At 71.6% G+C, this 14,107-nt stretch carries 12 protein-coding genes and 3 pseudogenes; 11 read left to right on the top strand and 4 right to left on the bottom strand.

Annotated features, from left to right (window positions below):
* Nucleotides 1-5: 5 nt before the first annotated feature.
* Together ACH4SI_RS04360 and ACH4SI_RS04355 are read right to left on the bottom strand one after the other, a co-directional pair.
* The gene (locus ACH4SI_RS04360; protein ID WP_398292462.1) at nt 6-1,349 is read right to left on the bottom strand and encodes an FAD-dependent oxidoreductase; all 1,344 of its coding nucleotides are present in this window, start codon (nt 1,347-1,349) and stop codon (nt 6-8) included.
* 171 nt (nt 1,350-1,520) lie between these two features.
* Complete coding sequence (locus ACH4SI_RS04355; protein ID WP_398292460.1) at nt 1,521-2,195, bottom strand: DUF305 domain-containing protein; 675 nt, start codon at nt 2,193-2,195, stop codon at nt 1,521-1,523.
* Between the two features lie 136 nt (nt 2,196-2,331).
* On the opposite strand from ACH4SI_RS04355, the gene ACH4SI_RS04350 reads away from it, so the two are divergent.
* Nucleotides 2,332-3,813 (top strand): LVIVD repeat-containing protein, encoded by a 1,482-nt coding sequence (locus tag ACH4SI_RS04350; protein WP_398292458.1) that lies wholly within the window; start codon nt 2,332-2,334, stop codon nt 3,811-3,813.
* Here the strand turns inward: ACH4SI_RS04350 and ACH4SI_RS04345 are convergent.
* Both ACH4SI_RS04345 and ACH4SI_RS04340 read right to left on the bottom strand, forming a co-directional pair.
* Nucleotides 3,804-4,436, bottom strand: a complete 633-nt coding sequence (locus tag ACH4SI_RS04345; RefSeq protein ID WP_398292456.1) for a TetR/AcrR family transcriptional regulator — start codon at nt 4,434-4,436, stop codon at nt 3,804-3,806. The two genes, ACH4SI_RS04350 and ACH4SI_RS04345, sit on opposite strands and share 10 nt — an antisense overlap.
* A gap of 132 nt (nt 4,437-4,568) precedes the next feature.
* Nucleotides 4,569-5,429: a LysR family transcriptional regulator gene (locus ACH4SI_RS04340; protein WP_398292454.1), complete on the bottom strand. Its 861-nt coding sequence runs from the start codon at nt 5,427-5,429 to the stop codon at nt 4,569-4,571.
* A 70-nt stretch (nt 5,430-5,499) separates the two neighbouring features.
* On the opposite strand from ACH4SI_RS04340, the gene ACH4SI_RS04335 reads away from it, so the two are divergent.
* From ACH4SI_RS04335 to ACH4SI_RS04290, 10 genes and pseudogenes are all read left to right on the top strand, one after another.
* Entirely contained in the window at nt 5,500-6,402 is a 903-nt protein-coding gene (locus tag ACH4SI_RS04335) for an EamA family transporter (RefSeq protein ID WP_398292452.1), read from the top strand.
* A 271-nt stretch (nt 6,403-6,673) separates the two neighbouring features.
* A complete protein-coding gene (locus ACH4SI_RS04330) occupies nt 6,674-7,192 on the top strand; it encodes a hypothetical protein (protein WP_398292450.1) in 519 nt (172 codons plus the stop codon).
* An 84-nt stretch (nt 7,193-7,276) separates the two neighbouring features.
* A complete protein-coding gene (locus ACH4SI_RS04325; protein ID WP_398292448.1) occupies nt 7,277-8,119 on the top strand; it encodes a DUF4097 family beta strand repeat-containing protein in 843 nt (280 codons plus the stop codon).
* 75 nt (nt 8,120-8,194) lie between these two features.
* A pseudogene (locus tag ACH4SI_RS04320) lies at nt 8,195-9,186 on the top strand (ATP-binding cassette domain-containing protein).
* Complete coding sequence (locus tag ACH4SI_RS04315; RefSeq protein ID WP_398292446.1) at nt 9,183-9,518, top strand: hypothetical protein; 336 nt, start codon at nt 9,183-9,185, stop codon at nt 9,516-9,518. Before ACH4SI_RS04320 ends, ACH4SI_RS04315 begins: the two are co-directional and overlap by 4 nt.
* The gene (locus ACH4SI_RS04310) at nt 9,515-10,639 is read left to right on the top strand and encodes an FAD-dependent oxidoreductase (protein WP_398292444.1); all 1,125 of its coding nucleotides are present in this window, start codon (nt 9,515-9,517) and stop codon (nt 10,637-10,639) included. The genes ACH4SI_RS04315 and ACH4SI_RS04310 overlap by 4 nt, the downstream gene beginning before the upstream one ends.
* 173 nt (nt 10,640-10,812) lie before the next feature.
* Nucleotides 10,813-12,386 (top strand): annotated as a pseudogene (locus ACH4SI_RS04305) (FAD-dependent monooxygenase).
* Between the two features lie 63 nt (nt 12,387-12,449).
* A pseudogene (locus tag ACH4SI_RS04300) lies at nt 12,450-12,629 on the top strand (GDSL family lipase); the annotation flags it as partial.
* An 80-nt stretch (nt 12,630-12,709) separates the two neighbouring features.
* On the top strand, nt 12,710-12,925 hold the full coding sequence (locus tag ACH4SI_RS04295) for a hypothetical protein (RefSeq protein ID WP_398293971.1): 216 nt from the start codon (nt 12,710-12,712) through the stop codon (nt 12,923-12,925).
* 214 nt (nt 12,926-13,139) lie between these two features.
* The gene (locus ACH4SI_RS04290; RefSeq protein WP_398292441.1) at nt 13,140-14,102 is read left to right on the top strand and encodes an LLM class flavin-dependent oxidoreductase; all 963 of its coding nucleotides are present in this window, start codon (nt 13,140-13,142) and stop codon (nt 14,100-14,102) included.
* Nucleotides 14,103-14,107: the final 5 nt, after the last annotated feature.

The raw sequence follows: 14,107 nt of genomic DNA, 5'->3' as shown, positions 1-14,107 counted from the left end.
CCCGGTCAGTCCTCCGCACGGGCCGCGTCCAGCAGTTCCGTCCAGTCCGGGATCTTCACCTTCGTACGCCCCAGCGCCTCCCCGAGCGTCGCCTCCGCCGCCTCGATCCGCAGCCAGCCGGTCCACTCGACCGGCTCCACACCCGCCGCGCGCAGCGCGGCGAGGGGGTCCTCGGCCACCGGCCGCGCCGCCAGCACGTCCGCGTCGGCGAGCAGCGAGGCGACCGTCTCCTTCGCGCACGGACGGTTGGTGCCGATCACCCCGGTCGGCCCGCGCTTGATCCACCCCGCCACGTACTCACCGGGCGCGGGCACACCGCCGCGCAGCACCCGCCCCGCCTCGTTCGGCACGGTGCCGCGCCGCTCGTCGAACGGCAGCCCGGGCAGCGGCACGCCCCGGTAGCCCACCGACCGCAGCACCAGCTGCGCCTCGATGTCCTCGAAGACGCCCGTGCCGCCCACCCCACCCCGGCCGTCCGGCGCGGTCCGCTCGAACCGCACGGCGCGCACCGCGCCCTCGCCGAGCAGCGCCGCGGGCCGCAGGAAGAAGCGCAGATGGATGCGGCGCGGACGGCCCATGGGCTCGCGCCGCGCCCAGTCGCGCAGCACCTCGACATTGCGCCGGTTGGCCGCGGGCAGCCCCGAGGGGTCGCCGTACGCCGGGTCCAGCGCCAGCTCTTCGGGGCGTACGACCACATCGGCACCGGTCAGCGAGCCCAGCTCGCGCAGCTCCTTGGTGGTGAACTTCGCCTGCGACGGGCCGCGGCGGCCGACCACGTGCACATCGGCGACCCGGCTGTCGGCGAGCGCGCCGAGGGCGAGATGGGGCACGTCGGTGGGCCGCAATTCCTCGGCCCCACGGGCCAGGATGCGCGCCACGTCCACCGCGACATTGCCGACCCCGACGACGACGGCCGAGCGCGCGCCGAGCGCGAAGGCGTCGCCCGGGGCGTCCGGATGGGCGCTGTACCAGGAGACGAACTCGGTGGCGGAGAAGCTGCCGGGCAGCTCCTCGCCGGGCACGCCGAGCCGCCGGTCGGTCGCCGCGCCGACGCAGTAGACCACCGCGTGGTAGAGCCCGAGCAGCCGCTCGGGCACCAGCGGCGGGGGACCCACGTGCACATTGCCGAGGAAGCTGACCCGCGGGTGCTCTAGGACCGCGCGCAGGGTGTTCTGCAGCGACTTGATCTTCTCGTGGTCGGGGGCGACGCCGTAGCGCACGAGCCCGTACGGGCAGGGCAGCCGGTCCAGCACATGCACCGACACCTCGGGCACGGCCTGCTGCTGGACGAGGGCCTGGGCGGCGTAGACGCCGCTCGGCCCGGATCCCACGACGGCGACGCGAAGCACGGAGGAACTCCTTCCGCAGGCTGTCTCCAGCATCGCACCCGGCGGGCGACGGCGTGCGGCACTACGCGCCGGGCGACGAAGACGAGTGACGGAAGGGGCTCCTGGTGTACGTGGGACGCCGGCGCAAGCCGCTCACGAGGCCCGCTCAGGCGAGCAGCTCACAGCAGCCGCTCACGCCAGCCGCCGCATCCGCTGGATCTCGCTGCTCTGCTGCGCGATCACATCGGTGGCCATCTCCTCCACCCGGATGTTGTTGCCGCGGCTGAGCACGTCCGTGGCCATGGAGACCGCGCCCCGGTGGTGGGCGATCATCAGCTTGAGGAAGAGCGCGTCGAAGTCCGCGCCCTCGGCGGCGCGCAGCGCGTCCAGCTGCTTCGGCGTGGCCATGCCGGGCATGTCCGCCGTCCCGCCATGGTGGTGCTCGCCGGCCGTCGGGCCGCCGGTGGTCTTCTGCCAGCCCCGCATCGCGTCGATCTCCGGCCCCTGCGCCGCCGCGATGCGCTCGGCCATCCGTCTGACCTTGGCCGATCTCGCGCGGTCCGGGGCGAGGCGGGTCATGACCAGGGCCTGCCGATGGTGCTCGATCATCATGGCGACATAGGCGCGGTCGGCCGCGTTCGGGGAGTCGTCCTCGCCCGCCTTCGCCGCCTCCTCGGCCGACAGCTTCTTCGCCGCCTCGCCCGGCCGCCCCGGGGCGATCACCGCGGGCTTCCCGTCCTTCCCCTTGCCGGTGTCGGCCCTGCCGTCCTCCGACTCACAGCCGGTGAGGGCGAGCGCCGCGGCGACGGCGGTCGCCGCGAACGCGAGGGATGCGGCGTGAAGCCTCGTACGCCGGTGCAACACCATTGCCTCCAGGGAGAGTCGGGAATTCGGTGACGACCATGGGTGCCGTCTGTTGTGGTGTACATGAGAGGCGCGATACTGCCCACGTCCCGATGGACCGTTCAACTCCGAGCGGGCAAGGGGCATAAGGGAGGACGCAGTGAAGCCGTGGGAAAGATCCCCGCAGCGGCGCGGATATCTCGGTGCGGCCGTCGCCGCCTTCGGCCTGGTGGCCTCGTTGCTGGCGGCGAGTCCCGCGGCCGCGACACCGGACCCCGGTGACGCGCCGCACAGCAAGCGGGTGACGAACGATCAGGCATCCGGCACCAGGGCCGCCATCGAGAACGGCGAGATCCCCGGGGTGGACGAGATCGTTCACAGCGACAACGTCAGTCACCTCACCAACATCCCCAAGCAGGACCTCAAGGGAACCAATTCGGACCTGGCTTTCCAGGGCAAGTACGCCTTCGCGGGCAACTACGACGGCTTCGTCGTCTACGACATCAGCCGGCCGAAGAGCCCGAAGATCGTCAGCCAGGTGCTCTGCCCCGGTTCGCAGAACGACGTCTCGGTCTCCGGGGACCTGCTCTTCCTGTCCACCGACTCCTCGCGCAGCGACAACTCCTGCAACAGCACCACGCAGCCCGCCACCGAGAAGTCCTCCTGGGAGGGCATGAAGGTCTTCGACATCAGCGACAAGCGCAACCCGCGGTACGTCGCCGCCGTCGAGACCTCATGCGGTTCGCACACCCACACCCTGGCGCCCGACCGCCGGAACGTCTACATCTACGTCTCCTCGTACGCGCCCAGCGAGACCTTCCCGGACTGCCAGCCGCCGCACGACGGCATCTCCGTCATCAAGGTGCCCCGCAAGGCGCCCGAGAAGGCCGCGGTCATCGACTTTCCCGTCCTCTTCCCGGACGGCGGCAACCCCGGCGCCCCGACCAACCCGGGCGTCAGCAAGACCACCGGCTGCCACGACCTCACCACGTTCCCCGAGCTGAAGCTGGCGGCGGGCGCGTGCATGGGCGACGGCATCCTCCTCGACATCGCCGACCCCGCGAAGCCACGGGTCATCGACCGGGTCGAGGACAACGTCAACTTCTCCTTCTGGCACTCGGCGACCTTCAACGAGCGTGGAAACAAGGTCGTGTTCACCGATGAGCTGGGCGGCGGCGGGGCCGCGACCTGCAACGACGCGACCGGCCCGACGCGCGGCGCCGACGGGATCTACGACATCGTCGGCAAGGGCGACAAGCGGAAGCTGAAATTCCGTAGCTACTACAAGATCCCGCGTCACCAGGCCGACACCGAGAACTGCGTCGCCCACAACGGCTCGCTGATCCCCGCCAAGGGCCGCGACATCATGGTCCAGGCGTGGTACCAGGGCGGCGTGTCCGTCTGGGACTTCACCGACTCCGACCACCCCCGGGAGATCGGCTACTTCGAACGCGGCCCGCTCTCGTCCGACACGCTGGTCACCGGCGGCGCCTGGTCCGCGTACTACTACAACGGCTACATCTACTCGAACGACATAGCCAAGGGCTTCGACGTCCTGAAGATCGACGACCGGCGCACGGACAGCGCCCGGTCGGTACGGCTGCCCGAGCTGAACGTGCAGACGCAGCCGGACTACCGCTGACCGCTCCCGCCGGGCGGCTCCCCGCCCGGCGGGACACCCAACTCCCAGTCCAGCCCGTACCGCTGGAACAGTTCCGCCCGCAGCCGCTCCGGCTCCATCGGCGCCCCCGGCAGCAGCACCGCCACCACCGCGCCCATCAACAGCGCGCGCAGCAGCCGGTAGTCGGCCTCCGGGTCCCGGGAGCCGTAGCGGGTCACCGTGTCGCGCAGCAGGGCGGCCAGCCGCTGCTGCTCCGGGCACTGGATGAACCCCTCCGCCATGAGGATCCCCGCCATGTGCGTACGCATCAGCCGTGGTTGGTCCCCGGCGAGCCCCAGGATCGCGTCGATCGCGCGCGCCAGCAGCTCGCGGCCGGCGTCCGCACCCTCCGGGCGCGGCTCGCGCTCCAGGGCCCTGGCCAGCTCCACGTGCATCAGCCGGTGCACGGCGGTCTGCAACAGCTGGCGCTTGCCCGGGAAGTAGTACGAGACCAGCCCGCGTGCGGCCCCCGCCCGGTCGGCGATGTCGGCGAGCGTCGTCGCCTCGTAGCCGCGCTCACCGACCAGTTCGACCGTCGCCTGCAACAGGCGGGCCTGGGAACGGCGGCGCAACTCCTCATTGACCGACGGGCTGCGGGGGGACATCCTGTTAACTCCTGCGTTGGCTGGCTGCGAGCCAATATACTCAGGTGGCAGGACGCTGTCCGACGATCACTGAGGATGGCTTGTTACCGCCGCCGGTTCGGGCGACGCGGGGGATCGTCCGAACCGGTGGTTTCAGCTCCGCCGACCGATGACCTGGTGGGCGAGTGCCACCAGGTTCGGGATGGCCGGGTGCCCAAGACCCTCGCGCCAGGCGAGGGCGACGGGAATGGCCGGCGCGTCCATGAGCGGGCGGAAGACCAGCTTCGGGTGGGTGTGGTGGCTCGGCGTGGCCGACGTGGAGATGCCCACGGCGCGGCCCGCCGCGATGGCGATGAGCCACTCGTCGGTGTTGGTCACCTCGATCGTCGCGACGGGCCGGGCCGTCGGCGGCCACAGGTCCATCGTCGTGGTGCCGGAGACGGTGTTGACGGCGATCGGATGGGCGGCGAGGTCCGCCAGGGTGACCCGGGGGAGGGCCGCCAGCGGGCTGTCCGCCGGCATGACCACCACCCGCTCCTCCGACATCAGCAGCTCCGTGCGGAGCCCGGCCGCGGTGACCTCGCCGCGCAGCAGGGCCGCGTCGACCTTCCCCTGGGTGAGGCCCGCCGTACGGTCGTCGATGCGGAGCAGCTCCAGCGGAGTGCCGGGGTGCGTCTCGTCCCAGCGGCGCAGCAGCGGGACGGTGTGGTCGCCGAGCGCCGCCCAGGGGTGGCCCAGCCGTAGCGGCCGGCTCCGCAGGCCCCGGGGGTCGAGGGCGGTCTCGACGGCGGCCAGTGCGGCGCGGGCCTTGTCGCGGAACGTACGGCCCTCCGCGGTCAGTTCCAGGTGATGGGTCGAGCGGTCCACGAGGCGGGCGCCGAAGTGATCCTCGACCTGGCGCAGCGTGCGGGAGAGCGCGGGCTGGCTCAGATGGAGGCGGGCGGCGGCACGCGTGACGTTGCCCTCCTCGGCGATGGCGAGGAAGGCGCGCAGGTGCCGCAGCTCGATGGTCATGTCCGAGAAGCATAACCGCGGGGAAATCCGCATTTCACACGGCGTGTGCCGGGTTCCTAGCGTGAGGGCCATGACATCCCCGGTGCACAGCTCCTCAGAGACGACGACCGCTCCTGTCCTCCTGCGCCACGCCCACGGCCGCGGCACGCTCGGCGGCGTCGGCCTGGTGCTGGCCGGCACCGTGTCCGTGCAGTTCGGATCGGCGGTCGCCGCGCTGCTGTTCCCGCGGGCCGGGGCGCTCGGCACGGTCGCGCTGCGGATCACGATCGCCGCGTTGCTGCTCCTGGTCGTCACCCGGCCCCAGCTGCGCGGCCACACGCGCACCGACTGGGCGGTGGGCTGCGGGTTCGGGCTCGCGCTCGGCGGGATGAACATCCTCTTCTACCAGGCGATCGACCGTATCCCCCTGGGCGCGACGGTCACCATCGAAGTGCTCGGACCGCTGCTGCTGTCGGTCGTCGCCTCGCGCCGCGCCGTCAGCCTGCTGTGGGCGGGTCTCGCCCTGGCCGGGGTGTACTTGCTGGGGTACGGCGGCTTCGGACAGCTCAACGCCTCGGGCGTGGCCTTCGCGCTCGGCGCAGGGGTGATGTGGGCCGCGTACATCGTCCTCAACGCCCGCGCCGGCGCCCGTTTCCCGCGCCTGGACGGCCTGGCGATCGCGATGACGGTCGCCGCGCTGCTCAGCCTGCCGTTGGGCGTCGCGGCATCGGGCGGGGCGCTGCTGGAACCGGCGGCGCTCGGCCTGGGCCTGGCGATCGCGGTGATGAGCTCGGGCGTGCCCTACACCCTGGAACTGCTCGCCCTGCGCCGGCTGCCCGCGGCGACCTTCGCGGTCCTGACGAGCCTGGCCCCGGCCGCCGCCGCTGCGGCGGGCTACCTGGTGCTGGACCAGGGGCTGTCGCTGCCGCAGTGCGCCGCGATCGCGATGGTGGTCACGGCGAGCGCGGGTGCCGTACGTACGGGCCACCGCTGAGCCGAAACGCAACGCAGGAGCCGGGCGGGGTTCCACGCGCCCCGCCCCGGCCGCCACCCCGGCACAGCAAATAGTGTGCCAAGCACCCCCTGAATCCGGGGTCGGCCACGGAATGCTCCAGTCGGAGGCGGGTCTCCCTTGTGGTGCCACATGGTGCCGGATGGCGCCACGCGGTGCCATCCGGTGCCATTCCGCGTTCCTCAAGGTGTGTGAGCGTGCATGGTGTCACCCGGACTTGCCTATGGCGCCACGATGGTGCCATCATGGCGTCATGGACCTCGCCCCGTATGTCGACATCCTCCGCCGTGAACTCGCGGTGGCCGCCGAGGCTGGCGGGGAAGAAGCCCGCGAGCTGGCCGATCGGCTCACCGCTCCGCTGGAGTCGGCGACCCGGCTGACCATGCTCAATGTGCTCTCCGCCGCGATGGACGAGATCACCCGCGAGCTCGCCCCCGGCTCGGTCGACGTACGGCTGCGCGGGCTCGACCCCGACTTCGTGGTGACGCTGCCACCCGCCGACAGCGGCCCCATGGAAGCGGCCGCCGCGCCCGTCGAACCGCACCAGGCGCAGGCAGCCGCCGACGGCGACGAGGGCGGCACCGCCCGCGTGAACCTGCGTCTTCCGGCCCACCTCAAGGCGCGCGCCGAGGAGGCCGCGAGCCGCGAGGGCCTGTCGGTCAACGCGTGGCTGGTGCGGGCCGTGTCGGCCGCGGTCGACGGCGGCGCACGGCCGCGTACGGCGGAGAAGACCCGCACCGTCGGACAGAGCTTCACGGGCTGGGTGCGCTGACCGCGCCCGCCCCCGAAAGGCACCTCACCCACACCGCGTCCCACCAGCGGGGACGCCCCAAGGACCCATGAGGACGGTACAGCCATGCCTTCTTTCGACACTCCCGAACCGATCGCGGTCAACGCGCACATCGGCGCCGGGTCCCTCCGGATCACCGCGAGCGACCGCCTCGACACCGTCGTCGAGGTGCGGCCCAGCAGCTCGAAGCGGGACAAGGACGTGCGGGCCGCCGAGCAGACCGAGGTCACGTACGCGGGCGGCGTGCTGACCGTCAGGACGAAGGAGCGCCGCCTCATCGGGCCCTCCGGCGCCGTCGACGTGACGGTGGACCTGCCCACGGGCTCGCGCCTCGACGTGACCGGCTCCTGGACCCCGGTGCTCGGCGAGGGCCGGCTCGGTGAGGTCAGCGTGAAGACCTCGGGCGGCGATGTCCGCCTCGACACGACAGGGCCGCTCCAGATGACCGTCTCCCACAGCTCGATCGCCGTCGACCGGATCGAGGGCACGTCCGAGATCACCACCAGCACCGGCAGCCTGCGCGTCGGCATCGTCGACGGCCCCGCCGTACTGAAGAACTCGCACGGCACCACGACCGTCGGCACCGTGACCGGTGACCTGCGGGTGAGCGGAGCCCACGGCGGCATCGACATCGAGCGTGCCGAGGGCTCGGTCACCGCCACCACCGCCCACGGCACCCTTCGCGTCGGCGAAGTCTCCTGCGGCACCGTCCAGTTGGAGACCGGCTACGGCGGCATCGAGGTCGGCGTCCGCGAGGGCACCGCCGCCTGGCTCGACGCCAGTTCCGAGCGAGGGCAGGTGCGCAACACGCTCGCCTCCTCCGAGGCGCCGGGGGAGACCGAGGACAGCGTCACGATCCGCGCCCGGACCCGCTGGGGCACCATCGACGTGCGCCGCGCCCGGCCCTGAGCGCCACCCCGTCGGCTCACCCACACTCCACTGATCACCTCAGCCTTCATAGGGGAGGGCTCCAGGGCATCTGTCATGCCCACATCCAAAGCCCCGGCGGGTCACGGTCGCCCGCCGCCGTCTCCGCAATCGGTCTGCGCAAGTCGTACGGCGACAAGACCGTGCTCGACGGCATCGATCTGCGCATCCCGGCCGGGTCCGTGTTCGCGCTGCTCGGGCCCAACGGCGCCGGCAAGACCACCACCGTGGAGATCCTCTCCACGCTCATCGCCGCCGACGGCGGGCAGGCCCAGGTCGCGGGCCACGACGTCGCCACGTCACCGGACGGGGTGCGCGCCGCGATCGGCGTCACCGGGCAGTTCGCCGCGCTCGACGACCTGCTGAACGCCGAGGAGAACCTGCTTCTCATGGCCGACCTGCTGCGCCTCGGCAAGCGCGAGGGCAAGAAGCGCGCCACGGCACTGCTCGAGCGGTTCGACATCGCGGACGTCGCGGGCAACCGGGCCGCGACCTTCTCCGGCGGTATGCGGCGCAGGCTCGACCTCGCCATGACGCTGGTCGGAGACCCCCAGGTGATCTTCCTGGACGAGCCGACGACCGGGCTCGACCCGCGCAGCCGTCGCACCATGTGGGAGACCGTGCGCTCGCTGGTTGCCAGCGGCACCACCGTCTTCCTCACCACCCAATACCTCGAAGAGGCCGACCAGCTGGCCGACCGGATCGCCGTGCTCGACGGCGGCCGGATCGTCGCAGAGGGCACCGCCGACGAGCTCAAGGCGCAGATCCCCGGCAGCCACGTACGGCTGCGGTTCACCGAGCCCGACGCGTACGAGCGCGCGGCCGCGGCCTTCTCCGGCGCGACCCGCGACGAGGAGAACCTCGCCCTGCGCGTGGCGGGCGACGGCGGCCTCGACGCGCTGCGCGCCCTGTTCGACCGGCTCGACGCCGCCGGTATCCGGGCCGCCGACTTCTCCGTGCACACCCCCGACCTCGACGACGTGTTCCTCGCCCTGACCGGCGACAGCAACGACGCCGCCCCGCTTCACGTCAAGGAGACCCTGCGATGAGCACCCTCGCCTACGCCGTGCACGACTCGAGGATCATGCTACGGCGCAACCTGAAGCACGCGATCCGCTATCCGGCCGTGGGGTTCGGCAGCGCCATGATGCCGATCCTGATGCTTCTGCTGTTCGCATACGCCTTCGGAGGCTCAATCGGCGTCGGAATGGGCGGCGGCGGCCGGGACGTGTACGTGAACTACCTGCCCCCCGGCTACCGAGGTCGGTGTCGGTGGGCTGTCGGCGGCGGGCGGCGATCCATCGGTGATCTGTCGATGGCTGCCGGGACCTTGGAGCTGGTTGGCGCCTGCCATCAGCGCACCAGGAAGGAATCACCATGACCACTCCGGTCGCGATCATCGGCGCCGGACTCGGCGGCCTCACGCTCGCCCGCGTCCTCCACGTCCACGGCATCCCGGCCACGGTCTACGAGGCGGAGGCCTCACCGACGGCGCGTGCGCAGGGCGGCATGCTCGACATCCACGACTACAACGGGCAGCTCGCCCTCGAGGCGGCCGGCCTGATGGACGAGTTCCGTGGCCTCATTCTGGACGGCCGCCAGTCCATGCGCATTCTCGACCGGGACGGGACCGTCCTGGTCGACACACCCGACGACGGCACGGGCGGACGCCCCGAGGTGCAGCGCGGCGAGCTGCGACAGATCCTGCTCGACTCGCTCCCCGTCGGCACCGTTCGGTGGGGACACAAGGTCAGCATCACCCGTTCCCTCGGCGAGGGCCGCCACGAGGTGACCTTCGCCGACGGCAGCAGCGTCGCCACGAGTCTGCTGATCGGCGCGGACGGCGCGTGGTCACGGGTCCGGCCGCTGCTCTCCGCCGCCACGCCTGAGTACACCGGCATGTCGTTCGTCGAGACCTACCTGTTCGACGCCGACACCCGGCACCCGGCCAGTGCGAAAGCGGCCGGCGGCGGGTCGCTGTTCGCGCTCGCGCCGGGAAAGGGATTCCTGGGTCACCGGGAGCGCGGCGGCACCCTGCACACCTACGTGATGCTCGACCGGTCCCAGGAGTGGTTCGCTGCCATCGACTTCACCGATTCCACCGCGGCCACCGCACGGATCGCGGCCGAGTTCGACGGCTGGGCACCGGAACTCACCGCGCTGATCACCGACGGCGACACCGCGCCGGTCCTGCGCCTCCTCAACGCCCTGCCGGTCGGGCACCGGTGGGATCGGGTACCGGGGGTGACCCTGCTCGGCGACGCCGCCCACGTCTCGGCCCCCAATGGCGAGGGCGCCAACCTGGCCATGTACGACGGCGCCGAACTCGGCAAGGCCCTCGCGGCGCACCCCGATGACATCGAGACCGCGCTCGCCGAGTACGAGCAGGCCATGTTCCCCCGCAGCGCCGAAGCCGCCACCGAAGGTGATGACCTCTACGAGGTCATGTTCGGCGACAACGCACCCCACAGCCTGGTCACCGCGTTCGGCGAACACCCTTAGTGGCCGGGTGCGGGTGTCCGGCGATCGTGGTGGTGTCGGCGGCATGTCGGGGCTGTCAGTCCGGTGTCGGTGCCGTATCGGGGACTGTCGGTCCGATGTTGGCGGGGTCTGACACCTTTCGAGAGGTCCTGCCGGGTGCGCATCCGGCTGTGGGTTTGCGAAGGGGATCTCTTGTGCATGATGTAGTGATCGTGGGCGCCGGCCCGGTCGGTCTGTTACTCGCTTGCGAACTCGGCCTTGCGGGCTGCTCCGTCTTGGTGCTCGAGCGGGAGCCGGAGCTCCGCTCCCCGTTCAAGGCGAAGCCGCTCGGGATGCGGGGCCTGTCCGCCGCATCGGTCGAGGCGTTCCACCGCCGTGGGATGCTGCACCAGTTGCTGACGGCATCGGGCGTCGACGGCGATCCCGGCGCGGACGCCGACGCGCACGAGCCGTCACGCCTTCGTGGCGTGGGCCATTTCGCGGGCATGATGCTCGATCCGGCACAGGTCGACGTCGCCGCCCTGCCGTACCGGCTTCCCGGCCCGGCGATGGAGGGCGTGCTGACCTACCTCGAAGCGGTCGAGACGCTGCTGTCCGAGCGGGCATCCCGGCTCGGCGTGGACATCAGGCACGGCGTCACGGTCTCAGCCATCGCCCAGCACGAGGAGAGCGTGGTCGCGCACGCCGGCGAGGACGAGTATCCGGCGCGCTGGGTCGTCGGCTGCGACGGCGGACGCAGCGCGGTGCGTGGCCTCGCGGGCTTCGAATTCGTCGGCACCGGGCCGCAGTTCACCGGCTACACCATGCACGCCACCGTCGCCGATGCCGAGAAGCTGCGCCTCGGGTTCAACCTGACGCCGACAGGCATGTACCTCCAGCCCTCCGAAGGGCACATCAGCATGATGGACTTCGACGGCGGCGCGTTCGATCGCTCGCAGCTGCCGACGCGCGACATCTCCAGGCGGTTCTGCGCCGGGTGTCCGGCACCGACGTGACGCTGAGCGAGGTGCGTCTCGCCTCGAGCTTCACCGATCGGGCGATGCAGACGACGACCTACCGGCGGGGACGCGTCCTGCTCGCGGGCGACGCCGCTCACATCCACTCGCCCGTTGGCGGGCAGGGGCTCAACACCGGCATCGGCGACGCCATGAACCTGGGCTGGAAGCTCGCGGCGACCGTGCACGGGCACGCGCCGGACGGGCTGCTCGACACCTACACCCGCGAGCGCCGTCCGGCCGGCGCGGCGGTGCTCGACTGGTCGCGCGCCCAAGTGGCGGCCATGCGGCCGGACCCGCATGGCCAGGCGGTCCAAGGAGTGTTTCGCGACCTGATCGGGACCCGTGACGGCTCGACCTACGTGTTCGAGAGGATCTCGGGATCGTCGATCCGTTACGACCTCGGCGGCGAGCACCCACTGGTCGGCCGCAACGCCCCGGACTTTCGCCTCGAAAACGGCACTCGCCTCGGCGACCTGATGCGGGACGGACGGGGCGTCGCGCTCGATTTCAGCACCGACGGATGCCTGCGCGGTTCCGCGAGGGGCTGGGGGAGTCGGATGCGGTATGCGGCGGGTCCGGCGAGGAACGACCTCGGGTTGGGCGCCGTGCTCGTCCGACCCGACGGCGTGGTCGCCTGGGCAGGCGAGCGCACCCCCGATCGTGAGGCGTTCGAGCGGGCCGCCGGTCATTGGTTCGGTGGCCCGGAAAGCCAGACCGGTCTCGTCCCCTTTCCTTTCCTCTCCTCACCGGAGTTCAAGGAGCACACATGACGATCACTCTCCGGCCGGGAAGCACCGTGATGTGCACCGGCGATTCGGATCGGGGGCCACAAGGTGAGGGATCTCGAAGCGCGATGGCAGACGGACGTACTCGACGCGCGCCCGGACGTGGTGTCGATCCTCGTCGGGGTCAACGACATGGGCTGGCACACGCTGGACCCGCAGGGGTACGTGATCCCCGTGGAGGAGTTCGAAGCGCGTTATGACCGTCTGCTCGCGCCCCTCGCCGAGGCGGGCACGCGGCTGATCCCCATCGAGCCGTTCCTGAGCCGATCCACGGCGTCATCGAGGCCGATGCCGCGCTCATCGGAGAGATGGAGCGAGACGAATGGCGCATCGACCTGGACCCGAAGATCCAGGCCGTGCGCAAGCTCGCCCGCACGTACGGCGCGCAACTGCTCGCCGCCGACGGCATGTTCGCCGAACTCGCCGCGACGACCGGGCCGGAGTACTGGGCCGCGGACGGCGTACACCCGACGCCGGCCGGCCACGCCGCACTCGCGGCGGCCTGGCTGCGCCTCGTCGCGTGACCGGTCCTCGCGATCACCCGCGACACCGGCGATCGCGAGGAGCCGGCTGACGGCGAACACTCACTCGCACACCTTCCGGCAGGCATTCGCGTGCGCTCCCGCGGAGCCCGCGAATGCCTGCCCGACGATCCGTACCCGAGCAGCCCTTGACGGGTAGGGACCATGCGAGACCGGCCGGCGCAACCGTCGGCTACCCGACGAACGAGGGAGCACCATGACGACACAGGACGGCACGATCGGCGTCCTCATGCCCCGCGACATCCCGGCGGGCGACATCGTCGCCTTCGCCCAGCGCGCGGAGACGCACGGCTTCGGCGAACTGTGGGTCGTCGAAGACCTCGGCTACCGGGGAGGACTGGCCCAGGCGGCGACCGTCCTCGGCGCCACGACCAGGATCCGCGTCGGCGTCGGGCTGCTGCCTGCCGCCGCCCGTAACGTGGCGTTCGCCGCCATGGAGATCGCCACCCTCGCCCAGCTGCACCCCGGCCGCATCGACATCTCCGTCGGGCACGGCATGCCGTCCTGGATGCGTGACCTCGGTGTGTGGCCGGCGAGCCCCCTCACCCTCCTGAGCGAATACATCACCGTGCTGAAGCGCCTGCTGAGCGGTGAACTCGTCCATCACGACGGGCGTTACGTCCGCGTCGACGGGCTGCGACTGGACGCGAGCGCCCTCCCGGCGCAGGTCCCCGCCGTCCTGGCGGGCGTGCGCGGCCCGCGGTCGCTGGCCGTGTCCGGCGAGGTGGCCGACGGCACCCTGCTCGCGGAACCGGTGACGCCCGCCTACGTACGACAGGCCCTCACGCACATCGCCCCCGACCGTCCGCACCGCATGGTCGCCTACAACGTCGCGTCGGTCGACGAGGATCCCGCCGCCGCATACGAGGCCGTCCGCCCCGCCCTCGCGGTGGTCGGCGAGCCCGACTGGCGCCCCCACATCACCCCACTGCCCTTCCACGACGACCTCGTCTCCCTGCGCTCGCGCTGCGACAGCCCGCGGGAGTTCGCCCGGTCCCTGCCGGAGGAGTGGGTACGTCAGCTCGCCGTGGCGGGCACGCCGCACCAGGCACGGTCCCGGCTGACGGACCTCTTCGCCGCGGGCGTCGGCAGCGCCGTCCTCACCCCGGTGGGCACCGACTGCCTCGCGTCACTGGACTCGCTGGCCGCGGTGCTGTGAACAGG

This window comes from Streptomyces sp. NPDC021212 (assembly GCF_044332925.1).
Classification (GTDB): domain Bacteria; phylum Actinomycetota; class Actinomycetes; order Streptomycetales; family Streptomycetaceae; genus Streptomyces.
The sequence above is the reverse complement of the archived record's forward strand: the minus strand, read 5'-3'. Positions and strand labels throughout refer to the sequence as shown.

Coding starts and splice junctions, on each gene's coding strand:
- ACH4SI_RS04315 (WP_398292446.1), top strand. CDS start 9,183: ATGAGCACCCTCGCCTACGCCGTGCACGACTCGAGGATCATGCTACGG.
- ACH4SI_RS04290 (WP_398292441.1), top strand. CDS start 13,140: ATGACGACACAGGACGGCACGATCGGCGTCCTCATGCCCCGCGACATC.
- ACH4SI_RS04355 (WP_398292460.1), bottom strand. CDS start 2,195: ATGGTGTTGCACCGGCGTACGAGGCTTCACGCCGCATCCCTCGCGTTC.
- ACH4SI_RS04345 (WP_398292456.1), bottom strand. CDS start 4,436: ATGTCCCCCCGCAGCCCGTCGGTCAATGAGGAGTTGCGCCGCCGTTCC.
- ACH4SI_RS04295 (WP_398293971.1), top strand. CDS start 12,710: ATGGAGCGAGACGAATGGCGCATCGACCTGGACCCGAAGATCCAGGCC.
- ACH4SI_RS04310 (WP_398292444.1), top strand. CDS start 9,515: ATGACCACTCCGGTCGCGATCATCGGCGCCGGACTCGGCGGCCTCACG.
- ACH4SI_RS04335 (WP_398292452.1), top strand. CDS start 5,500: ATGACATCCCCGGTGCACAGCTCCTCAGAGACGACGACCGCTCCTGTC.
- ACH4SI_RS04330 (WP_398292450.1), top strand. CDS start 6,674: ATGGACCTCGCCCCGTATGTCGACATCCTCCGCCGTGAACTCGCGGTG.
- ACH4SI_RS04325 (WP_398292448.1), top strand. CDS start 7,277: ATGCCTTCTTTCGACACTCCCGAACCGATCGCGGTCAACGCGCACATC.
- ACH4SI_RS04340 (WP_398292454.1), bottom strand. CDS start 5,429: ATGACCATCGAGCTGCGGCACCTGCGCGCCTTCCTCGCCATCGCCGAG.